The sequence below is a fragment of the Pedobacter sp. MR2016-24 genome (assembly GCF_026239655.1).
Lineage (GTDB): Bacteria > Bacteroidota > Bacteroidia > Sphingobacteriales > Sphingobacteriaceae > Pedobacter.
Genome location: NZ_JAPIVO010000004.1, coordinates 542577 through 567804, shown reverse-complemented (window position 1 = coordinate 567804; position 25228 = coordinate 542577). Strand labels below are relative to the sequence as shown.

15 protein-coding genes are annotated in these 25228 nt (G+C 44.4%); all 15 read right to left on the bottom strand.

The features are described from left to right. Window positions 1-70 precede the first annotated feature (70 nt). Window positions 71-1942, bottom strand: a complete 1872-nt coding sequence (locus OQX62_RS13435) for a RagB/SusD family nutrient uptake outer membrane protein (RefSeq protein ID WP_265832050.1) — start codon at window positions 1940-1942, stop codon at window positions 71-73. A gap of 10 nt (window positions 1943-1952) precedes the next feature. Next, window positions 1953-5021, bottom strand: a complete 3069-nt coding sequence (locus tag OQX62_RS13430; protein WP_265832049.1) for a SusC/RagA family TonB-linked outer membrane protein — start codon at window positions 5019-5021, stop codon at window positions 1953-1955. Window positions 5022-5253: 232 nt separating this feature from the next. After that, the gene (locus OQX62_RS13425) at window positions 5254-7101 is read right to left on the bottom strand and encodes a 7TM diverse intracellular signaling domain-containing protein (RefSeq protein WP_265832048.1); all 1848 of its coding nucleotides are present in this window, start codon (window positions 7099-7101) and stop codon (window positions 5254-5256) included. Between the two features lie 79 nt (window positions 7102-7180). Beyond that, window positions 7181-7741: a hypothetical protein gene (locus OQX62_RS13420; protein WP_265832047.1), complete on the bottom strand. Its 561-nt coding sequence runs from the start codon at window positions 7739-7741 to the stop codon at window positions 7181-7183. 55 nt (window positions 7742-7796) lie between these two features. After that, on the bottom strand, window positions 7797-10070 hold the full coding sequence (locus tag OQX62_RS13415) for a GH92 family glycosyl hydrolase (protein WP_265832046.1): 2274 nt from the start codon (window positions 10068-10070) through the stop codon (window positions 7797-7799). Window positions 10071-10090: 20 nt separating this feature from the next. Beyond that, window positions 10091-11122 (bottom strand): PKD domain-containing protein, encoded by a 1032-nt coding sequence (locus OQX62_RS13410; RefSeq protein ID WP_265832045.1) that lies wholly within the window; start codon window positions 11120-11122, stop codon window positions 10091-10093. Between the two features lie 40 nt (window positions 11123-11162). Further along, window positions 11163-12572, bottom strand: coding sequence for a PA14 domain-containing protein (locus OQX62_RS13405; protein WP_265832044.1), 1410 nt, complete (start codon window positions 12570-12572; stop codon window positions 11163-11165). 38 nt (window positions 12573-12610) lie between these two features. Then, complete coding sequence (locus OQX62_RS13400; RefSeq protein ID WP_265832043.1) at window positions 12611-14326, bottom strand: DUF4983 domain-containing protein; 1716 nt, start codon at window positions 14324-14326, stop codon at window positions 12611-12613. 28 nt (window positions 14327-14354) lie between these two features. Continuing rightward, window positions 14355-15977 carry a DUF5008 domain-containing protein gene (locus tag OQX62_RS13395; protein ID WP_265832042.1) on the bottom strand — a complete coding sequence of 541 codons (1623 nt, stop codon included), beginning with the start codon at window positions 15975-15977 and terminating at the stop codon, window positions 14355-14357. 13 nt (window positions 15978-15990) lie between these two features. Beyond that, complete coding sequence (locus OQX62_RS13390; protein WP_265832041.1) at window positions 15991-16719, bottom strand: hypothetical protein; 729 nt, start codon at window positions 16717-16719, stop codon at window positions 15991-15993. A 31-nt stretch (window positions 16720-16750) separates the two neighbouring features. Continuing rightward, the gene (locus OQX62_RS13385; protein ID WP_265832040.1) at window positions 16751-18307 is read right to left on the bottom strand and encodes a RagB/SusD family nutrient uptake outer membrane protein; all 1557 of its coding nucleotides are present in this window, start codon (window positions 18305-18307) and stop codon (window positions 16751-16753) included. A gap of 11 nt (window positions 18308-18318) precedes the next feature. Beyond that, window positions 18319-21477, bottom strand: a complete 3159-nt coding sequence (locus tag OQX62_RS13380; protein WP_265832039.1) for a SusC/RagA family TonB-linked outer membrane protein — start codon at window positions 21475-21477, stop codon at window positions 18319-18321. Continuing rightward, entirely contained in the window at window positions 21470-22573 is a 1104-nt protein-coding gene (locus OQX62_RS13375) for a DUF5007 domain-containing protein (RefSeq protein WP_265832038.1), read from the bottom strand. The genes OQX62_RS13380 and OQX62_RS13375 overlap by 8 nt, the downstream gene beginning before the upstream one ends. Window positions 22574-22593: 20 nt before the next feature. Next, window positions 22594-23694: a discoidin domain-containing protein gene (locus OQX62_RS13370; protein WP_265832037.1), complete on the bottom strand. Its 1101-nt coding sequence runs from the start codon at window positions 23692-23694 to the stop codon at window positions 22594-22596. 12 nt (window positions 23695-23706) lie between these two features. Continuing rightward, window positions 23707-25227 (bottom strand): RagB/SusD family nutrient uptake outer membrane protein, encoded by a 1521-nt coding sequence (locus OQX62_RS13365; RefSeq protein ID WP_265832036.1) that lies wholly within the window; start codon window positions 25225-25227, stop codon window positions 23707-23709. Window position 25228 lies beyond the last annotated feature (1 nt).

Genomic DNA, 25228 nt, shown 5'->3' with positions numbered 1-25228 from the left:
CATTGTCCTGCCGTGTAATGCCGGCAGGACAATTTTTATCCTCAATAGTAAAATTAACATAAATTTTGGATTAAGGAAGTTGATCCAGCGCAGGTACATTGGCCTCAAATCCTGCATAACCTTTATTCTGATTGATCCTTCCGTTTACGTTAAAACGCTGCGCACTGATTGGTACCGGCCATAATACATGATAAGGTGCAATCCGGTAATTCACTCCTTGTAAGGTAGGCACCTGATTTTTATAAAAATCATTTTTCTCCATAATCCTGTCATAGAAAAAGTTATTGTCAGAAAAATTAGCGAGGTTATAATTTTTGCCATTATAGGCTGATTTACCTGTCAATGCAAAGATATAAGCGATGCGGGTCAGCTCAGTTTTGCGGGGTTCTTCCCAATACAATTCTCTGGCACGCTCATCAAGGATAGTTCCAATAGTGATCTGACTCACATCTGTCAACAAGGTAGCATTGGCACGCGCTCTCACGGTGTTGATATCTGCCATAGCAAGCCCAAGATCACCTTTCCAATAATAAGCTTCTGCCCTCAGTAAATAAGTTTCTGCTGCTCTGAACACATACCAATCCGTATTTGTACCACGAGGCGGAGTCCAGTAAGGATCATTTGCCAGGGCATTGGTAGAGTTGATAAATACCTTGTAATGTGGCCAGCCAAACCAATGGCGTATCGTATCCAAAGCACCATTCTGGAACCTGGCAGCTACATTCGTACTGTTGTACTGCACTAATGGTTTCCCGTATAAAGCTTTATCTGCTTCATTTTTAGAGGTTTTTAAGGCTGGATTGTTATACACCAGGTCAGTCATATCCATCCACATGCCTTTCGCATGTCTGTAGTCCGTATTGTCTGTCCAGATATATTTTGTACTGTACGGCGTACCACGATATCTGCCGATACCACGACCGTACATTCTGGTCAGCGGAATTTCTGCAGAGATCGCATCTGTTAAAGCTGTAGCTCCTGAAGGTGTTTTAACGTTGGCAAAATGCCATGCAGGAACCGTATTTCGCATTAACTGAGAACCCAATTTGGTAAAACCCGGAATGCTTTCCCTGTCAATTACCAGGAAGATACCTTCCCTGTTGTTTGGAAGGGATTTATTGTCCATCCGGTGTAAATCCCAGATCACGTTTTTAGTGGCATCCGCAGCGGTACTCCCAAAACGGGTAGCCATTAATCCATACCGGCTACCATTCAATACATTATTTGCGGAGGTAATGGCATCATCGAACTTACCCAGAGCGAGGTTGATTTTGGTCAGCAGGTGACTCACAGCACCTTTGGTTACTTCTCCACGGTTCACATTGTCCGTCAGCACACCTTCTGCAAATTCAAGATCTGCTTTCATTTTAGTCAGGATCACCTCTCTTTTAGTAGAGTAGAAATCATCTCTTGGCGAATCAAGATCTGTCAGCAATAAGGGCACATCACCAAACTGGTGCACTAACCTGTAATAATGATAAGCACGGTAGAAATAAGCAGAACCCAAAATGATGTCTTTTTCTGCCTGGGAGCTATACACAGGCCTTTCAATATTGGAAACAATTGTATTTGCGAATCGGACTCCGCGGAATTCCTGTTCCCAGTACCATCCTACCTTGGTATAATCATCACTGTTCAGGTTTGCATCAGGAGTGATGCGTGTAATCAGATCCTGCGCGGGTGTATTTTTATCGGTAGTCCCGTCTACAGCCACATCAGAAAAGATGGATTCTGTGAGCATTGGTGCAGAATCACCAAAATATTCCTGGCGTACGTTGGCACCCAGTGCATTTAAAGAGCCTCTCAACGCGGCAACATTATCCAGATTGGTGGGCGAATACTGAGACAATTGATCTGAATCCAGGTTGCTTTTTTTGCAACTTCCCGAAACGATCAGGGCGGATAACAGTAATATGTAGATTTTTGTAGGTTTAGATTTCATTTTCAAATTATTATAGAGAAACATTTAGGCCCAGTGTATAATATCTTGGTGTAGGTCCGTTATTCTGAGGATCCCAGAAATTCCAGTCCGTTGCATACACGGCAGCGTTGTTTACGTTCATATATACTTTAGCACTTTTAACCCTGATGCTGCTGAGCAGATTTGCAGGAAGCGTATAAGCCAGTGCAATTGTATTTAACCTTATAAAGGAGTTTTTTCTAAATACACTGAAACTGGTTCCGCTGGCTCCTGAATTCAGCCTCGCGTAATCGTTAATGGGATTAGCAGGAGTCCAGTAAGGGATCTGATAGGAAGTCTGACGGGCGAAACCTACGCTTCCGGGCTGATTTTTAGCCTGATCGTATTGTTTATACTGTCCCCAGTTAGAGATCAGCAGGAAAGAGAAATCGAAACTTTTGTAAATATTGAACTCATTTCTTAACGACCAGGTGAAACGTGGTGTTTTATATCCCTGAAACTGCTTGTCCGCCTCGGTATAAACATAGTTACCATCCGTATCTTCCAGTTTGAAATCGCCCGCCTTGATTCCTTTATTGAATTTATTGGCTTCGGCTATTTCATTTTCCTGCCAGACACCCAGGATTTTGTAATCCCAGATCACGTCGATATCCTGACCGATAAACCAGCCATTTCCCGGCTCATTGGCTGTAGTAGCCAGTTTAACGATTTTGTTCCTGTTCAATGCAAAATTGAAACTGCTGTTCCATTTAATTTTGCCATCTGTAATGTTCTGGCTGTTGAGCGTAATCTCTAAACCTTTATTGTTGACTTCAGCGAGGTTGGAATAAACATTCTGATAACCGGTAACGCTGGTCACTGTAGGCCGCACCAGCAAATCTGTTGTCTTTTTATTGTACACATCCACAGAGCCGCTGATTCTTTCTTTCAACACAGAGAAGTCCAGCCCCACATTCAATGATGCGGTCTGCTCCCATTTCAGGTTTGGATTGGGCAGCCGGTTACCAATCACCACGGTATTCACATCCGATGCCGCTCCACTCCCGTTGACAGTCTGATACTTGTCGACAACCAGCTGATTTAATGCCGCATAAGGATCGATGGTATTGTTATCGGGATTACGTAAATCCCTGTTCCCGTTGATACCGTAAGAAACGCGCAGTTTTCCATAGTTTAACCAGCTAACCGACTTCATGAAGGATTCTTCTGTGAAGCTCCAGGCGAATGCAGCGGAAGGGAAAGTAGCTCTTTTGGCATTGATACCAAATACTGAATAACCGTCCCTGCGGACAGACAGTGTTAAATTATAACGTTGTTTCAGGCTATAGTTTAACCTCGCCATCAGTGCATCGCCGGTATAGATCTTATCTTCGCTATTTACTGTAGCCAGAACTCCACTGGAAATATTATGGTAGCCGAGCACATCTCCCGGAACAAATCCCTGGTTCCCTGCTTCTGTCCACCAGGTCTGAAATTTTTCCGTATTCGCTAATAAGGTCACATCGAAATTATGGATATCTGCGATGGTTTTATTCCATTTCAGCAGGTTATCCAGCTGCCAGTTGTACTGTGTTTCGTTTGCGCGGGTTACTTGTCCCCCTACTGTATTTACATTGGGATTTTTCGAAGACCTGTAATTGAAGGTCCGGTACATATCAATTCCCGGACTAAAGTTCAGCTGATAGGTGATGCCAAATGGGAGTTTTGTTTTTGCATACAGACTTGCGAACAAGGTATTTTGCTTGTCCATTTTATCATTATAAGTCATGTCCAGAAATGGATTTCTAGCATTTAGTCCATTATCATCCGTAGGGATTCTTCTTAAAGATCCATCTGCGTTATACATGTCACCATAAGGAGAAAGGTTGACCAGCTGCGACCAGTCAGCCTCAATTGCCCCTTCATCACGTTGTGCATACTGCACATTCATACCCAGCGTTAAAAACTTAGCTGCCTGCGCTTCGAGGTTAATCCGCGATCTTACGGTGCTGAATTCGCCACCTTTGATCAGGTTTTCATTTTTAAGATAACCTAAGGACATGTAATAAGTTACATCACTTTTTTTACCCGAAACACTCAGTGTATGATCCTGACGCAGTCCCTTTCTGAAAATCTCATCATACCAGTTAACCGATTTATCATCTCTGTAATTCGCTTTCTCATTCGCCAGCAGTCCGAGTCTGTTTAACCATAAATCTGTTGGATCACCACTCTGACCATTCAGCCATTGTGTGAGTGTTACGCCTTCCGGGAGATTATCCGGATTATTATATAAATACGACGCTGTTGTTGCACCACTGCGCATCACATCTGCACGCCAATCCAGGAAACCCTGTGGCGAATACGGCCTCATATTCTGGGCAAGCTCGGCGATACCGAAATTCGTATTCAAAGTGATTGTGGGTGTGTCTCCTTTCCCTTTTTTAGTCGTCACGGCCACTACACCGGTAGCCGCTTTTGCACCAAAAACAGCCAGTGAACTGGCATCTTTCAATACATCTACAGATTCAATATCATTGGGATTGATGTCAGACAGCTGCCCGTTATAGATAACGCCATCCAATACAATTAAAGGAGATGTTCCTGCACTCAGCGTTGTTTTACCCCTCACCAGCAGACTGCCACCACCCTTTGCGCTGGTTTCGAGGCCAACACTCAGACCGGCAATATTGCCCTTTAAAATATCTGCCACACTTTGTGGATTCTCATTCTCCAGCCGTGTTGCCCTGATACTCGAAATTGCTCCGGTAACATCTTTTTTCTGTGCAGTTCCATAACCGATCACGACTACTTCTGATAAACCCTGCACATCATCATTTAAAGAAAGATTGATTTCAGTCCGGTTATTTACCGGGATCTCCTGTGGCGTAAAACCTACAGCAGAATAAATCAGCACTGCATTTTGTCCGACAACAATAGCGTATTCACCTTTCTGTCCTGTAGAAGCACCTGTATTTGAATTTTTAACTTTAACAGATACACCAGGTATTGGTGAACCTCCTTTGTCCTTCACAACACCTTTTACTGTACGGTCCTGAGCAAAAGACAGTACATAGCTTGTCAGCACAAGAATAATAAGAATTGAAATTCCCTTCTTCATCTTTTTTGGTTTATAATTTACATTTGGTTTTACCCAAAACTATTTCAATTATATTATAATACCAAGAGAAAAATATCGTTAAATAACTGTAAAACAATAACTTACAATAATTTTAATACGTTTAAAACACAAGCCTAAAAGAGAATTTATGCCTGATTAAGATACAGTTAGGCCATTGCCCTTTTCCGGTCTGATACGGTTTAAAGACATTAAAAATTGTGTAAAAAAATATTTAGTTTTCGAGTACTAGCATACTCCAGCCCGCCTGCCCGGCATTTTTCAATTCCTTTTTACGCTCTGCCAGTATCTTTTGCATTTTGCTGTTATAGGCCCAGCAGGTACTCTGGCGGATGAGCAAAAGTTCGGATAGTTTGTGCGAGGATATTTTTCCCTTAGTAGAGTAGACCAGGAAGAGCATATAAAATCCTTTATTGATAGGGATCCTGCTATTCTGAAAAATGGTATGTGCAATGACAGATTCATCATAGCCACATTTTGTACAGCGCCTGCTGTAGGGCAGGAAGCCGGCAAGATATTGGGTATTGCCACATTTCTTACAGGCATAACCGTCAGTCCACTTCAATTCAGAAAGAAATTTGAAACAGGTTTCGCGATCCGGATAGATTTTGCTGAACTCGGCAAAATCAACTTCATCCGACATTACCCGTGCCCTGCTCACCTTTTCGATGTTTTCATGCAGCTCCTGGTTATCTTTTTCCAGCATGGCATTCATCAGGGTGATTTCCTGATTCTGCTTTTCAATAATAGCGGCTTTATCGCTCACTTCTTTTGTGCGCTCAATCACCAGCGTATTCAGTTCTGTATTAAGGGTGTCTTTTAAAGCCTCATTGATCTGAAGCTGACTAATGACTTCTTTTTGTGCTTCAACTTCTTTTTTTCTCAGGCTCCTGATGCTTTCACCAATTGCAAAGGAAACGAAGATCATTTCAATCACGAAACAGATACTTAAACTGTAATAAGTGATGGGTCCGTATGGCAGCCATGGTGCCTCAATCAGCAGCAGAATTTTGATGACAAAACCGATAACGAGAAAGGTATAACCCAGCACAAAAAACCTCGCAGGTTTGTAATTGCCCCGAAGAATATAAATACCGGTGACATAAGCAGCCATTAAAGGAATAAACTCTACCAGTTTCAGGCCAAAAAGATCTTTGTTGAAGAGGCAGGCGACAAAGAATACTGCCCTGGCGATCATGACCAGGATAATCAGTTTGTAAAACTGAGGTGCCCGTTTTTTGACAGACAGGAAACTGAGCGTGAATAACAAAGCAAAAATACTGCTCAGAAACAGCGCGAGACCATAGCCGTACTCATTCCAAAGTGGTGAATGCGGCCACAGGTACTGGAAAGCCAGGCCATCACTACTCATCTCATACAGTCCTATACTTAAATTGTAAACTACATAATACAGGTACTGCTTCTGCCTGATCGCAAAGAACATCAACAGGTTATAGAGACTGAAAACAGTCACCATTCCATAGAATAACCCAAAAATAAGGTACTCATTTAATGCATATTTGAAAAACCAGTTTATATCTCTTAGGGCAATGATGGCACCGACAGATTGTGAAGATTTCAATTTCACATAGTAGGTGAACTCCTTGTCAGTATCATTATCAAGATTATAAATGAAATTTTTATGCTGATAGACTCTTTTATTGAAGGGATATCTGGTGCCAAAATAATGCACATGATAGCGGCCCGCTGAATCAGGTGCATAGAGGCTAACCTGGTCAATGGACTGATCAAAAAACTCAAGGATCCAGTTTTTTTTGGAACGGGCAGTATGTATAATTTTAAAGCGGTACCAATAGGAAGAACCTGTATTGAAATTTTTGGGAATATGTTTTGTGTTTACCTTGAAATGAACATTGGATCTCAGGATATCAGTAAAGGTAAGTCTGTTCGTTTTGTCCTCCAGATACTCCATCTCTGCAAATGAAATAAAATGATGTGGTTGCTGGTCTTCAATACGTACCGGCTGCTGGGCAATTACATGATGATGGAATACAGCCGATAAGATACAAGCTGTTAGTACTATTTGAAAAAATCTATTCATTTTAACAGGCAACCCCGGATGCTAAGGGATAAATTATATTGGTCGCCCTAAATTTAAATGAATTTTAATACAAATGATCTTATTTTCTCGCCGGACCTATCTCTTTTATTGATGCTGCCACCTTTTTAATGAACAAGTAGTTAACGGAGCCACCGATAACGGCTCCTACAACAGGCACCAGGCGCTGTGCGGTTCTTGAACCTACATTGACCATCAGCTTTTCGGCCACCTGCTCCATTACATTTTTTGATACTGCCATGCCTGTATCTACTTTCAATGATCCGGCAACGACTTTAAAAAAATCATCAAAACGAAGCTGGTAACTGCCGGTCTGATGATAAGAGATCGCCAGGGTTACCCTGAATTGCTGGGTAATGACATTAATCATATCCAACGGCACACCAATCAGCATCGTAGAGAGTCCGCCAGCACCGGTAATGACACCGGAACCTGCTGCTAGCAAGGCACACTGGTTGATAAATTTGTCGATCCCCATCTGATCAACCCCTTTTTTGATCCCTAACTGATCAATCTGGTTAAAGATTCGCTGAAAACCTCCTTTGGAAAGTTGCTGAAAGCCTTCTTTCAGGCCTGACCTCAGACTTTTCAGATTAATTTTAGGAAATGATATGGACTTCATGGTGTATGTATTAGCTGGATAGCTTCTTTCATACATACACCATGCCATAGAATATTTATTTTGCCTGACTCAAAGAGAAAGGCTTGTCAGCCGCAGAGAGCCCCCTTTTCATCTCCGGTTTGGGCGACATATCTAATTTTAACACACCACCATTGACCAGGTCACTGTGCCGGATAAAGTTGGCAGTGTATGTTTTTCCATTAAGAGTGGCTGATTTGATATAAACATTTTCAGCCGTATTCTCAGGTGCTTCAATGATAAATTTCTTTCCATTCTCCAGGCTGATGGTGGTCTTTTTAAATACAGGACTGCCCAGAGCGTACTGATCTGTTCCGGGTGTAACACTGTAAAAACCCAGCGCACTTAACACATACCAGGAAGAGGTCTGGCCCTGATCTTCATCTCCGGGATAACCATTTTCTGTAGCATCGTATAATTTGCTCATTACTTTGCGGGCATAATACTGGGACTTCCAGGGCTGTCCCGCATAATTATACAGGTAAACCATGTGCTGAATTGGCTGATTCCCATGCGCGTACTGCCCCATATCTGCCATGACCATTTCTGTCATTTCATGGATCATTCCCCCATAAGATCCTACGTTAACCCTATTTGGTTCACTGAATACGGAATCAAGCTTAGCCGTAAAGTTTTGTTCCCCACCCATTAGTTTGGTAAGTCCTTCAATATCCTGAAAAACCGACCATTGCCAGTGCCATGCATTACCTTCCGTAAAAGGTCCGCCCCATTCTGCAGGATCAAATTTAGGTGCCCATGCGCCATCTGTCCCCCTGCCTCTCATAAATCTGGTAGAGGCATCATATACATTTTTGTAATTGTACATCTGCCTGCCAAATATACCCGCATAATATGCATTCCCGGTAGTTGTGGCCAGTTGCCAGCCACAGTAATCATCATAAGCATATTCCAGTGTTTTTGCCGTCGCCTCCCTGTATTTTGGATAAGGAACATAGCCTAACTGAAAGTACTCTTTCCAGCCATCACGACCGTTCGCTGGTCCCCAGGGACCTTTATTGGTTGCCTCATGCAAATAAGCGGACAATGCTTCTTTCGGATCAAATGTCCTGATTCCTTTTGCCCAGGCATCTGCCAGCAGGGAAATTGCATGGTTACCAATCATACTGCCGGCTTCACTTGGGAAGGACCAGGAGGGCAGCCATCCACATTGTTTATTCGCATCTAGTAAAGCCTGCATATACCTGCCATGCATTTCAGGATGCATAATCGTATTCAACGGGAATTGTGCCCTGAAAGTATCCCAGAAACCAGTATCGGTATACATATATCCGTTATGGATTTTACCGTCATAAGGACTGAAATAATAAGGCCGTCCTTTGGCATCCAGCTCATAAAATTTCCTGGAGAACAAACTGGCCCGGAAAAAACAAGAGTAAAAAGTGGCTTTATCCGCTGCTGTGCCGCCTTCAACCAATACTTTGCCCAATGATTTATTCCATATCACTCCCGCCTTCGCCTTCGTTTGCTCCAGGCTTTTATCAGCACCTAATTCTGTTTTCAGATTCAGTGCTGCCTGATCCATACTGATATAAGAAGAAGCTACTTTTACCTGCACCGTGGCGCCGGCTTTAAATTGCAGATAGGCCCCTTTTCCGGGTCCTTCCGCAGCAATGGAATCTGCTTTGACAGTGTTGCTTTTATTCTCCCAGGTGCCATATGCCTGAAATGGCTGATCAAAACAGATCACAAAAAAGTTCCTGAATCCTTCTTTAAAACCCTCTCCATTATGTACGTAACCAGTAATCTTATTTTCCTTCGGATATATTTTTACGCCACTCATCCCCGTATATCCATCTAAAACCAGAAAGCTCTTTTTTCCTTTAGGATATGTAAACCGCAGCTGTGCTCCGCGTTCCGTTGGGGATATTTCTGTGGTGATCTGGTTATCAAACTGTACTTTATAATAATTGGGTTTTGCTATTTCATTGGCGTGACTGAATTTAGCCTCACGGTCATTTTCATTGACCACCAGCCGGTCTACCATCGGCATAAATGAAAACACGGCATAATCCCTGGTCCAGGAACTGCACTGATGTGCCTGCTGAAAACCCCGGATCTTATCCTTGAAATACTGGTACTTCCATCCATCACCATTCCTGCCGGTCTGGGGCGTCCAGGTATGCATGGCAAAAGGTAATGCCGTAGTGGGATAGGTGTTTCCCCTGGTCAGTTCATGTTTGGAATTGGTGCCCTGCAAAGTATTTACATATTTTACAAGATCTGGTTGCTGTGCTGAAACGGTTGTCGCGGCTCCTGCCAATAAGCTCAGTGCTAATAATTTAAGTTTCATGGAATATTATCTTTTGGGTTTTATTGCATCACGAGTAATCGCCATTCTGCTATCTGAATCAATCCGGCGCCATTGTTTGCGCTAATATTCAGCCGGTAATAACGGAATGGCCTGTTGTTAGTAAAAAGGTAAGTTTTAGTGAGTCCCCTGGTAGGAAAGCTTTCGCCGGTATGCTGATCCAAAACCTGCCAGGCAAACATGTCATCAGAGCCTTCCAGGGTGAAGTTCTTCGGATCGCGTTCTATCGCATCATCACCAGAGGTGATGGAATAACCCCCTGCAACAACCGGACTCTGCCCGAAATCCAATCTGGCCCATAGCGCTTCTTTATAGTTAAACTGTACAAATTTAGATCTCGTATTGTTATCGATCAGTTTAAGTGAGCCCTCCTGCGCTGAAGGTCCGCTATCATTATCTCTGGAGACCGCAAAAATACCGTCCTGTGTTACATCTTTTAATACCCCTGCACTTCCTACCTGCCTGGTCAGCTGCGCTTGTGAACCTTTTGGTGTGGATATTAGCGCTACGTAAGTATCAAATGTACCTGCAGGAACTATAACGGTTACCGTCTCTGCTGTTTTTACCAGCGTAGCCAGCCCTTGTGTAATTTTAAACCAGCTGATTTGCCTGGTTTTTACCGGGCTGGTCAGCCCCAGCGTGATGCTGCCATCTGCATTGACCTTAGAGCCAATACTAAATATACTGTCTGGTCTTAATTTGATGATCGTTTCCCGCTGCGCCCAATAGCCCTGGTCATTTTTGGAGATTACCCTGACCCGGTAATCTCCTGTATTGATATAGGTATGTACAGGAGAGCCTTCCGTAGTGGTAGAATCATCACCAAACTCCCATCTTACCTCTTTAAAATTGGTGGACAGGTTTTCAAATTTAAAAGTAAAAGGATCATCAGTGCTCACCACTTTATAGGTAAAGCCAGCCGTCGGCTTGGGTGATTCCGGAACTTCAGCAACCGCCTCCTTATCCTTTTTACAGGATAAGCAGCAGGTAGCAATGATGATGGTGATTAGGGTTATATATGATCTTGTATTCATGAGCTAAGGATTATTTCAATTTCATTGGAAAGCTGGTTCATTATGGTGCCGGGCGCAGCTGCGATTTCGGAACGACTACCCTGCCTATTCCTGCACCTGTTACTTCATATTCGAGGAAGGCTTGCTGGCCACCCACATTTTCGCGGTGATGCACCTCTATAGGGTACCACTGACCTCTTTCAAGTTTTATCTTTCCGGTTCTTGAAGGTTTATCCCATTCTGCAGTAAAATCATTCACGATAGTTACGCCATTGATAAATAATCTGGCACCATCATCCCATCTCGTCTGGTAAAAAGTATACTCCCCGCGTACCGGCGCAAAGAACTCCCCCGTCCATCGGGATGACCAATTATCATCAGCATCCTCAAATGGTCGCCATCCGCCAAAATTGATTTGCGGATCAATGCGCGTCAGGTCTGGTAGTCTGCCCCCTTCATTGATGGTCTGCGTGCCTTTGAAATATTCAGCCTTAAGCCCTGTACCATTTCCGGTGAGCGGAGAATTATTATCGAGACTTACGGATGGATCTATCAGCACAATGACCATTTTATTAACAGGATGCAGCACATGTTTATTGGAGCTTTTCAGGCTGATCACAAAGGCGATAGGGTTATTGAGGTTTTGATCCATGACGTTCCAGGGAATGCTCAGTTCATAGGCTACCTCGCTTTTATTACCCGGGAAATTAATTACAGAGTCCAGCAGGTATTGACTGGCAGTCAGCGCAATTGTGTTTGCAGGCAGTTTACTTTGTGCAACCAGTGTAGCCACCGTATCTGCATTGACAGAGGTTTTGATCGTAAAGGCAGATCCGGGAATGCCCGCCATGACAATGCCCAAAGGAATGGTCACACCGGCAGAAGTCACATTATAGTTCAGCCCTCTGGTTACATTTAAGGTTCCCCCTCCGCCATTTTTAATGGAGAGGTAGTGGATTTCCTCCTCCTTAACGATACTTTTGGTATCCAGTACTATGATACTTGTCTTTTTACTCCCCACCTGATTCCCTTTTGTCGGATCGGTAAGGCTCACAGCGACAGCAACTTTTTTTCCATAATACTGCTCCAGAGCAGTGAGATTAACCTGAACCGGAAAAAACACACTATCTACGCCATAACTAACTTCTGCAACGTTTGGCACTTTCACCAGCGTGGAGGGTAATAAAACAGTATTCTGCAGCGTATTGTTGGCAATAAGGGTATTAATTGTATCCGAATTCAGTGTCAGGTTAATCTGAAATGCCTTAGTTGCCGGCGCAGATAACCTGACACCAACATGTAAGATCACTTTTTCATTGTCGCGCTCCATGGTCCCGCTTACGGAACCGGCAGAGACAGTCACTGGTGTTAACTTGTCTGCATTAAAATCCTCCAGGATATGATCCTTGCAGGAAAAGAACAGCGTGAGACAGGTTGCAAAAAAGGTCAGGTAGAGAAAATTACGTTTCATATGTTTGCGTATATATGGTTCTATTTAATGTTCAGACTTTACTGATCCAGCCAGACTCTTCCGTCGAGCTGCCAGCTTTCCTGCCGGGGCACCTTTAACCAGCTGAAAATCTGCGCTGGAATATCTACGTTCCGTGGAACCAGTGTACCCAGGTTATCTGTAGAGGGTGCACAGAGGTATTCTGAAAGCCTATCCCAGGATGGGTCGCCACCAGAGAAAGTCATGTGACTTCCGTAAGGACCTTCATCCAGAATGGTATTTCCGCTGTTACCCACTACAGGCCAGTAACCAGCCAGAAAATTATAGTAAGGGTGACCCGGATCGACGTATGTATCACAGGCAAAACGGTTGATCACCGTATCGGGCAATGCGGCTTTCCAAATCCTGACATCACTGAGGTAAGCATCCGGTTCCCGGTGCCCGTTACCTGCAAGATAACCCAGCGTCAGCAGCGCATTATTGTCCAGATTCCCCCAGTCGGTAATGTCCCGCTCATTGTTGAAATTACCATTGGTGAAAGTCCGCACAAACCGCCTGTTATCCCTGATCACACCGACTACGGCAAGACTGTTCCAGGTAGCATCCGATAAGGTTGTTCCCCTTACCTGCTCTCCCCCTCCCGGGCCTTTCGCATTAAACATCCAGAAATTGTCTTCCAGAAAGATAACCCAGCCATTTCCCGGCCATCCGGACGACCATTCCTGGCGCTTTCCCAAGATAGAGGGATAGTAAAATTTGTAATTGTTATTCGGCCCCACATTCTTTTTCACCTTCAGTTCTATGGTGAACTCACCTGTTCCAAGGTTATAAAAAGTATTATCTCCTGCAGTCACCTGCGCCTTTTTCTGCTCGTTGAACCGTACAAAATCTCCCTGATATTTATTTCCGAGATAGGGTTTACCTATAAAGCGGGTTTTATATTTGCTGGAATACAGTATAGTGAAGGTATTGATATCCGGATTACTGAAGACGGTATTATCGTTATTTTCTGCAGGGATGGTATAATGGCCACCGCGACTGGAAGCTACGACAATCATCCAGTTTTCTTTGGTATAATCGGGTCTTTTGTTCAATGCCTGCACCATTTCTCCCAGGTAATTATCAAATGTGACTATTGCCGCCCGGTATGCGGGCACAGCAAGATCGTATCCACTTTGTGCACCAGCGGCATCGATAGACGTGAAGTGTCCGGTGATCATTGTAGCGGATGCTTCCGACAGACTGGCCACAACTTTATCCTTTACCGCAGCATCATTAGCGAGCAGTTCGCTGACATCTGCACCAGCAGTGAGGTTATCTTTGAATACCGCAGAACTGGTAAAAACCTTAATAGAACTATTGGGATAAGTCTCCTTAACCCTGCTGTATAACAAAGGGAAGGCAGAAAATTTGTTGGCGGAGAAATTATTTCCATCCACATTGTGTTTTGCCTTCCTCACCCCCGTAAGCATGTCTGTCCATGCAGTACCAGGTGCTGTGACAGTTTCGTCACTGAGTGATACCCAGGTGTAGATAGATTTTGGCAGCAGGGCGGTAATGTTAGGTGTCTTTGCATCGCGCACCGACTGCCCCCTGGCGCCATCGACAATGATATACAGTACCTTTGGATTACCAAATGCAACATTTGCGCTGTCTGTCGCACCATTTTCGGGTATCATTTTTTCAAATCCCTTGTTACAGGCAGAAAGCAAAGCCAGTGTTCCGAAAAACAGGAACAGCAGGCCTGATTTATATTTTTTTACGATTGTGCTCATAATTTATTGATTATAGACATGGGATCTGTTATGGGGCTGGCTTAGTGATGACGAGTCGCAGAATATTATTTGCAGGCTGATTATCAAAGCGGTCGAAGCCGCCGATCAGCAATATTGCGGGCTTACCGTCTTCTGTTGTGGTATCTATTGCATCTGCAATCCATCCACTGAATATACCGGTAGCATTGTAACCTACCGCCAGCTCACCTGTTTTATCCAGGATCATAAAGCCATTACGGGTTATGCCACCATAGGTTTTAAAACCACCGTTAACCACAATCAGTCCGCCGTTCAATTGTTTGGCATCAGCTAATGTACCACCTTCCACTTTTTTAGGTACGAAGGATGGGTCTAAACTGCCGTCTTCATTCAGCATGGCAATATATTCGCTGCTTTTCCCATTATAAGTGCGGAAGCTGCCCGTAATGATATATTTCTGATTCGCCGCACTATAGGTGGCCCGGTTAATTTTGAAATCCGTTCCTGCCCCGCCGGCGTTGAATGTATTGTCTATTGTTCCATCCGCATTCAGCCTGATGATATTACCCGCCGTGGTATTGTCGAACCTGGTAAACGAACCATAAACCAGCAGTTTGCCTGCGAGTGATCCTTCCTTGTGCATATAAGACCGGATCTCTCCGTTTCCTCCCGGCAAACCGGAATTGGTGGTACTATTAAAGCGGTAGGTTTTGTCAAGGGAACCATCTGCATTCAGGCGCGCGAGCTGTCTCATCTCAATACTATCCAGAATCACCGTATCCCGGGTTTCATACCTGTTGGGCTGATCATACCTCCTGGAGACATAATACCGGAAGGAGCCCGCAACCAGCAATTTGCCGTTCGTTTCATACAGCTGGTCTATAGTCCGGTCAGTTCCCCCGTTAAATTTTGGAAAATACTTAATGGTATCCCGCTGTGAAGGTCTTCTGAAGGTTTTTATACCAATGGTATCAATACTGCCATTACTGTTCAACAGGGTAATATTGCTGATATTTTCTGTCCGCTGATCGTACCCGTTAAAGCCCCCTGCAACAACATATTTTCCCTGCAATGCCGCAATACTGGTCAGTAATCCATTCGCAGCTCTTCCGGAGCGCAGACTGGCATCATAACTACCGTCCTGAAAGGTCCTGACAATCCGGTTGATCGGGCGTAAAACACCTCTGTTATCATAGTTGTTAAAACTACCCACAAAGAAAATTTTACCATCATCCGCAACCAGTCGTTGATAAATCCCACCATTTGCACCTGCTGTTGCACGGAAGGTTGGATCTATAGACAGGTATCCCTCTACCTTAAAAATAGGACCGAACACTACTTTATCATCTACTGAAATCGAAATCACGCCTGAACTGGCATTATCAGAAACCACAGCTTTAATCGTGCTTTCTGTAACCTCTTTAATGACAGCCTGCTCACCGTTGATCCTCAGGATCAGCTTGTCTTTATAAGGGAGGAGGCCGGTCGCTTTAATAGTGACTTCAGTGCCTGGTAAACCCGACTCCGGAACCGGCATCTGGGCGGTATTGATCACTATTCCCAGCGGACTTTTACCCTGACCATAAGGTTCACTGAATTCTTCTTCAGTCTTGGAACATCCGGCCATCAGCATTACATATGCGATGATGGTTATTGTAATTATTGCTCTCATATAAAGGTCCTGCTTAACGCTTGCTGTCTAATATGTCATTTTCTACTTCGCCCTGATTAAAACCAAAGTCGTTCCCACCTACCTGCAGGATGTGCACCACTCCATTTCTGGGCTCTATGTCTGAGGAAGAAATTTTCACTGTCCGCCAGTTATCTGCTGGCCTGGAAATATCAGGTATATAGGAGATATTAAGTTGCCTGTATCCCATATACTTCACCCCGCCGGCATCATTGTATACCACGCCAATATTAGCCACCTCGTTGCTGAGGGAATAGTAGATCTGTCCGGGAAAGATGGCCTGTTGATTGATATCTATCTGGGGATAATCCATCAGCCTATTTTTTCCCCGGTAGATATAGCGCATCAGGTACTTCCTCCAGATCAGGGAATCAACATCTGCCAGCACTTTAATCGTATCCCTGCGTTCTTCATACAGTCTTCTGTTTACGCCCCCCTGGTCAAGGCGACCAATCAGGGCTTTGATATTGACATCTCCGGGAGCAAAAAAGGTAACCTCTTCATTGTTTAAAGTCGGTTCCAGTCCGGCCAGCTTAATGATCTGGACAAGGGTATCAAACTCCTTTGGTTTGGAACTGAGGTATTCCACTATTGTTCCTCCGAACTTACCCTGTGCAAGTCCGCCATCCTGGTAATACTCATCACGTTTACAAGCTGTGAAGCAGCATACGATCAGCAAAAGCTGAAATAAGCGGCAGAGAATTGGATTATTTAACTGTTTCATTTTGTCTTTTTTAAAAATCTATACCAGCTGTTTATATACCGGAGCTTTCCCAGTATTCATTCAGCGTCATAAAAGGATTGTTATTCGTAGCCGCATGATCTATCGGCCAGGTCCATGCGCCCCGGTTAAACTGATCACGGTTCAGTGGATGTCTCGCCCATTGAGCGCTCATGATTCTGCCGGTACGGACAAGGTCAAAATAATGCTGCCCTTCTCCGATCAGCTCCCTTGAGCGTTCCAGAAAAATGAAATCTTTCAGTTCCTGCCCGGTACTCCCGCTATAGGGCGAGGCATTTGCACGCGTCCTTACTTTCGCCAGCATATTGATTGCTTCCCCATTCATGTTTAAAGCAGCCAGTGCTTCAGCACGCAACAGAAGGATATCGGCATAACGAAAGATCATGAAGGTATTATCCGGATTCACATTTGTATTTTCTGATGCAGGAATGTTGTGCGCAAACTTGGTCATCACAAACTTTTCAGCGCCGGAGTAAACACCGCCTCCGTACTGATCACCAAACCAGCCATCATTTTCCAGCGGATTTTTACGCCCGTCTTCCACACCATCAGGAAAAATCTTGTACATGTATTCCGAAGTATAATAGAACAGACTTACCTGATTATCAAACCTTGGATTTTTATATGGCCAGCGCAGGAACAGTGCAGAAATTGGGGCATCAATATTTACCTGATCACCATAGTTTATACTCCTGTAAAATTCGAAGATACTTTCTGCAGAACGTCCTTTGACTACCTGTTCCCAGTCACTCAGCCTCAGCAGGGTATAACTGTTACTGCTTACCAGTTCTCCTCCCAGGGCAGCGGTTTCCTCATAATAGGCATCGCGCTTTGCCGCATCAAAACCAGCATTCCACATATTCATATGCATAATTAGCGCTACGGCAGCGCCCTTACTGGCTCTTGCTCCCCTTTTTGAAGGATCACTGTTGGTCCAGGGCATACTGTTCATCCTGCTCTTCATATCTGCAATACACTTGTTTAATACGGCAACCATATCCTCGCGCGGTAGCGGATCTGCCTGATAAGGATTCGTATAATAAGCAACGTTGCCATAGATTCTCACCATCCAGAAGTAAGTAAAACAACGGATGAAAGTCGCCTCACCTATATAAGCCTCTTTTTCTGTGCCGGATACACCAGGCACACCTTCTTCGAGTTTGCTGATCAGTATATTTGCTCCCTGAATCACCTGGTAATAGGTAGTCCAGTTGGTAATATCCCTGAGATGAAAGCGGTTTACCCCGGGACCAGTGATAGCCAGATTCAGGTCATTTCTGCCCAGTGCATCTATCATTTTTCCATCGTTGTAGCCGAAATGTGTCGGCGTAGCCATTACTTCACCGGAACGGTATTCGCCAATAGCCCCCATGACCTGGGTCTGGTTAATTTTCTCAAAAAACCTGCTGTATAAACTGGTGATGTTTGATTCCACATCGTCTTTTGATTTGAAATAGTTATTACCTGTCAGCTGATCTTTAGGCAATACGTTTAAAAACTTTTTACAGCCCATGCAGCATAAAAGACTGAAGGCAAGTAGAAAAAGACTGATTTTATTTTTCGGTTGCATAAATTCTCTGTTTAAAATTCTACGTTTAAGCCAATATTGTATTTCCGGGGAACAGGATATCCGCCTGAAGCATCACGTCCCATATTGGTCACGTTTTCAGGATTCGGACCTGTATAGGCGGTGAAAGTGTTCAGGTTTTCTGCAGAGAGATAAATTCTGATGCTCTGCAGTCCTACCCTTCTGGCAGCCTTTTTATTGAACATGTAGGATAGGGTTACGGTATTAATTTTCAAATAAGAACCACTTTCTTCCCATAAGGACTGATCTAACCTGAATGGCTGGATCGCCTCGAAACGCCTGTAATCGTACGCATAGGGATAGACGGCAATATCGCCCGGTTTGGTCCACATATCCAGGTTACCCACAGGCACCACGGCACGGTCTCCAAAGGGGTCTTTCAGTAACAGTAACCTGTCTGCCAGGGCGTTGTTCAAAATCGTCCGCTTCGCGGTAAAAGAGGCATAAATATCCAATCTGAATTGTTTATAGCCTATATTGGTAGACAAACCTCCTGTAAAAACAGGCTGCGAATTACCGGAAATCATATAGTCCCTTTCATCCAAAATGTAATCACCGTTCATGTCCCGGAAAATAGGATCACCGCCTTCAAAGAATCTTCCGCCGGTCTGATAAGGCAATCCGGTTACCGGATCTACCGGCACATTTCCATTCGTCGAATATACCCCCTGATTGATTTTCAGGTAATTGGAGAGGGTATTTGTTCCTACGCGATAGATAATATGCTGTAAATAATCCTGGCGGGGATCAAAGCGGATCAGCTGACCGTTGTATTCATCTGGCAGTTTAGTCAGTACATCATTATTGATTGCACCATTTACGGAAAAGGACAAGGTAAGTGGCCCCTGTTGTATCGGCCGGACGGTCAGAGATAGCTCATGACCATAATTGACGATACTGGCATCATTACTTTTCAAAACGTTAAAGCCGGATATGTTAGACAAACCCCTGTCTATAATCATATTCTCTACACTTTTATAGTAAGTATCGTAGGCAATTTCAACGGTATTTTTAAACAATACCGCATCAAAGCCGAAATTGTACTGCATTGTTGTCGTTGGTTTCAAATTCGGGTTGGGAATCAGGTTATAATCTATGCCAATACCCTGCAGACCGTTATAACTGCCATTGATATTATACCGGCCATAAATATCTACCAGGGATGAATTCGGGCTGATGTTCATTCCCCAGCTTAAGCGCAGGGCGCCCATATCCAGCCAGCTCAGTTTAGACATAAATCCCTCTTTCTGAAAGTTCCAGCGCAGACCTATGGCCGGATTTTTTGAGTAGGGATTCTCAATTCCGCTTCCGGATGTTCCATCCAGACGGTAAGAAAGATCTACTACATATTTTTTCATGTAATCGTATGAGGCCGAGCCGGCAAAGGAGGCCGACCGGAAGTTGCGGTAATCAGTCAGCACCCCACCCCCGCGCGAGAAATAACCGTCATAGCCCACCGGTCCCTGAAACTGGTCATTTGGCGTTCGCTCTTGCCTGGTGATAGAGTTCTGCCTGCTTTCCACGTATATTTCATTAAAAGCATTGATAAAAAGGTTGTGGTTTTCACCGAAAGTTTTCGAATAATTCACCGCACTTCTGTTATACAAACGGTCTGAACGACCATTAAAAGCATATACTTTGGCAAACTGCCCGTTAGCTGCGGCAGGTGTGAAGGTATCTTCGGTATTGGAATCAAAATTATAACTCACATTAGTAGAAGCCATTAACCCGGGAATAATCACATAACTGGCTTCAATATTCGTTCTCAGGTTACGGGCATTGTTATCATTCCTGGTTTGCAGGGCGGCAACTACACCGGCGGTGGACTGGAAAAAGGATGGCCCGGGGAGCAGAGAAGAAGCCATACCATTATTGGCCACGCCGGATTGCAGCAGTCCCATACCTTCGCCCTTATTCGTTTTACCCACACCACCAAAGACAGATCCTACAAAAGTGAATTTATCATTAGGTTTGTAATCCATCCGCATATTCATGCTGTAGCGATCAAAGCCGGTGTTTTTGATGACCCCGTTTTCTGAATAGTAATTCAGGTTGGTTTTGTAACTGAATTTCTGATCACCACCATCTATGGAAAGGTTATGTGTCTGATTGAAAGTTGTAGCATAAAACACATCCTGCCAGTTCGTAGAATTATTGTAATAAGCATTTAAGCTATCGGCCAGAAAGGGCGTGGCGTTAATCAGATCAATATCGCCCTGATTCACCGCATTTTCTATAGCCTGACGGATTTTAAGTTTTCGCTCTAAATTACCACCCAGGGTTTCCCTTAATTTTGGCGGACGCTGCATAAAGCTATTCAGTGTATAACGGATTCTGGGGATGACGGAGTTTCCTCTTTTAGTGGTGATAATAATCACCCCATAAGCGGCGCGTGAGCCGTACATGGAAGTCGCCTGGGCATCCTTCAGAATTTCAATACTGGCAATGTCTTCCTGCGGTATCATAGAAACCGGACTCACACCCGGCCCCTGTTGCTGCAGGCCGAACTGAGATGCCTGATCTGCATCCAGTGGCACACCATCAATCACATATAAAGGTGAGGTAGGTTGCAGAAATGATTCACTCCCGCCCCCTGTTACGGCCAGTGAAGAGATTCCCCTGATCGTGGTTGTACCCCTGAATCCCGGCGCGCCGGTGTTTACCTGAATGTTTAATCCCGGCACCTTACCCTGAAGCAGCTGCTCTATGTTGGAAACAGGTACGTCCTGCACTTTATCGCCACTAATTGTAGTCGAAGATCCGGTACTGAGTTGTTTGGAACGTGCAACATAACCACGTACCACCACTTCATCCATTTCCTTGGTATTGTCTTTCAGACGGACAGCAATAGTAGTCTGACCGGCCTTCACCACGAAACGCTGTTCCAGGAAACCGATAGAGCGGATAATAAGTTCGGTGCCGGGTTCAGCGAGTACAGCAAAGTCTCCGCTGCTGTTCGTTGCCGTTAAACTCTTTAACGGTGAACCGGAAAAGATCGTTGCGCCCGGAATTCCCTGCCCTGTCTGATCAGTGACCTTACCATTGATACGGATTTTTTGCTGCGCAGTGGCGGTGATAACCTGCATGATACATAACATGAAGATCATGATCATGAGCTGCCTTATCGATATATTTTTGTAGCGGTTATTCATCTTCAAACTTTGGATTGTCGTTTTTAAAATGGAATACAATCTCCCAGTCCCCTGCTGAAAAGATTTTGAAATCAAGACCGATCATGCCGGTAGTCAGTGTCCCTCCAAATCCTCTGCGTGAGTATCTGAATTCTGCCCTTGCATTACCACCATTGGTAAACTGAGTTTGTATACTCGTCAGCGGAATAGGATAGGCCACATCGTATTGTACGTATTCACTGGTCGTTTTGCGGTTAAAACCGTGAACTAACTGATCCCATTTTGTTTCGTTAAAAACTGCCGGATTCATTGCTACGCTATCGGTATTTAAAAACTTAAAGCGCAGGCTATGTCCGTTTCCCCCTTCAAAGCGACGGATATACACCACGACATCTTTAAGATTATCGTTACTGATCAGGTTTTTCAGCGTCCTTTCTCCAATCACATTCTCCAGTCGCGGACGGATATAGTCTCTTTTGGTAGGATCAGCAGGAGCCAGCGGATCTCTCCTTACTTTGCCCGTATAGGGATTAATATCATTGTCCGGCGAATAACTTCTTTCCCTCCAGGGGCGGAGCTGAAAATCTTTCAGCACTATGGTTCCCCCGGAATTGGAGACTTTTAAATCAAAGAATCTGGTATCCTGCGCAAGGTTAGTACTGTCTTCAGGCCGGGGTTGAATCAGGTCATTACTTGAACTGGCCCACAAGACAAATTCGCCGGAAGAACGCACTTCAAAAAGCGGATGCTCTTCCAGTTTTCTTTTGGCTTCTATCTCCTCCAGGCTTTTTTCCAGCCCATCATACTTACCAGTCCATACATAGGTCTGCTTTTTCTGAAAAAGGTCAGTAACCGGTCTCCCATCACCATATCTCGCATTGAGAATTTCGAAAGTGAGGGGAAAGCTGGAATTATCAGCCTTAAACCCGCCATGGATATTATATCGTCCAAGTACCGGCTCAATGATTTTATTATCGTAATTGATATTCTTGCTCAGGTACTCCCTGGCATCCGGCAGATTATACAGTTTTTTACAGGCAGGAAAGACCAGCAAAGCAAGAATCATGCATTGAACAGGGAGCTTCACTTTCCTTTTAAATATCGCGTTAGGATTCATATTCTTTTTTTAAACTATTTCTATTTGGCTAAATTGACTGTCCAGTCGGCAAACTGCATCACATCACTTCCATTGTTTCGGGTAAACTGAAGCTTATAAAATTTATAGGCAGTGCGGTTAGTAAACCTGAAAACTTTTTGCTGCTGACGCTCTTCAAATACCTGGTTGGACTTACTATCAAGATATACCCAGATTTCTCCGTCCACCGATCCCTGCAGATTCCAGTCGGACGGATCCCGTGGCGACTCATCATTGGCAGAGGTGATCGTATAGGCACCAGCTATTGCAGGAGATGCGAGTTCGAAAGTCAGCTCCACATTAGGCGGGTTCCAGCCGACCAGGAATTTCGTTTTGGAATCACCATCAATCACATTATTAGATCCTTCTACCCCATTAGCACCGCCTCCACTTTCCCTGGATACCGTCTGCCTGCCACCTATCGTACTGAATAAGTTTGGCGGAGGAGGATTAAAGGTTAAACGGGTGATGAAATTATCGAAGCCAAATACATGGTCCGACGCCATCACATGCACTACCCCGTTACTCGTTCTGATATTGATTGATCCTGTATTAGAAGAAACCCAGTCGCGGTTAAACTGGCTTCTCCTTGTATCGCTAAGGGTGATATATTCCGGACCTCCTTTGATATATCCTGAAGAGGCAGCCTTTAAAATCCTGGCATGCATAGGATAGCCATAGCGGGCAGTGCCCAGCAATAGTCCATCCTGCTGACGAAGGCTGTCTGCCGTATATTTGCCTTTGATCACATACTGGCTGATCATTGTATCCAGCTGTGCATATTTTACGGTGGCGAGCGACTGTGCCGGTTTCTCTGATAAAGCGTATAAATTATTCAGGTTGGTCAGCGCAATCTGAAAGCCCGAATTTGTCACTGCAAAGAGCGTTACACTGCTGTCAGTCAATAACTTTCTTGCGCCTATCCTGTCAATTGCCACCAGCAGGGAATCATAAATTCCGGGTTTGCTTTTCAGATACTCATAAGTGGTTCCTTTAAATTCTTTGTCCTCCTGCTGCGGGTCATGGTAGCCCCCATCCTTTGTGCAGGATAAACTGAAAATAAAAAGGACGGATAATATAAAATACAGCTTGAAATTTTTCATAACTAATGTCTTTTAGTTCCAGTAAGGATTTTGTTGAAGGAGCGGATTCTGACTCAGTATGGTTGGAGAAATTGGCCAGTAAATACCGTTTCTGCTGATCAGCTCTTTGAACTTCTGGTTATTTGGCCTCAGGCGATTATAGCGGATCAGGTCATACCAGCGGTGACCTTCTCCCATTAATTCGCGTTGACGTTCATGAAAAATGGCATTAATCAGGTCGCCATTCACCAGCTCATCATAGGCCTTAAGTTTCCGGAGTTCCCGGATCGTATTGAGGCTGACGATTGCCCCTTCCCGTTCTCCCAGCACGGCCAGTGCCTCAGCACGGAGCAGGGTAATGTCTTCCAGACGCGTGAACACAACGGCACTTGAAAACATACGGAAGCTGGGATCAGTTGTTGCGGCCATAATTACTTTCACCTTGCTGAATATGGGATACTTGCCGTTGAAATTGGCAAAGTACCTTTCTGGTCCGGGTCGGCCGAGTGTATCTAAATAGAAACGTTCATCTTTATCTTCATTAAAGATGGATAAGATAGAATCTTTAGTCATGTAGATATCTGGCAAACTTTTGCTCACTACAGGTTCTGCCAGGGTCAGTTCTTCCAGGTGTCCGGTAAAGGTGCCATCCTGGTGACCATAGTCGAAGTTGAAACCAAAAAGATGGTTGTATTTTTTCTCATAGAAAAAGCCATTCGGTGCACATAGGGTCTCGGTGCTGATATAGCTGTTTGCTCCTTTATTGTAATTATCCATTACAAACTTGGTGTAACTCGCTACATCAGGATAGTTTCCCTGCCATGCCGCAACGTGAGCCAGAACAGCATATGCAGTGAGTTTACGTACCAGCACGCCATTCCAACGGTTTTCATCCTCATTATAATAGTTACCCGGCTGCTGGATATCATTAGCGCTGTATTTATAAGGCAGGTCTGCCGCAGCTTTCAGCATTTCCTGCTCTGCCCAGGCCAGTACCCTGTCTTTGCTGTCTTTAGGTTTATTTTCAAATGTGCCATCATGTGAGGTGATGATCAAAGGCACATCTCCCCAGATCCGGGCCATATAGAAATAAGCAAAGGCACGGAGAAAACGCATTTGAGCCATATCTACAGTCATGTTATTTTCTGTATATCTTGGATCTGCCACTCTGACCTCCCCTGCACGCTCCAGAAAAATATTGGCCGCATTGACAACAGCATACCAGCGTCTCCAGTTAGACAGCGCATCCATCACCGGATAGGAAGCACTCAGGTCATTGTTAATCACAGCTTTCAGGTCCTGGCGGGTCGGACTGGCAAATTCTCCTGAACGTACATCGCCATAAATCCAGTGGGCGTTGTTGTCTACCAGCGCCGCCCTGGTCAAAGCATATGTCCCGACCAGTGCCGCGCGCGTATCCTCCAGCTTATTCCACATATTTTTCTCTCCCACTGTTCTGGTCGAGTCAATATCAAGGATTTTTTTACATCCGGTGGTTAATAAGGTCATGAGCATTAAAATGTATGCAATTCTATTTCCTGTCATTATCTTCATA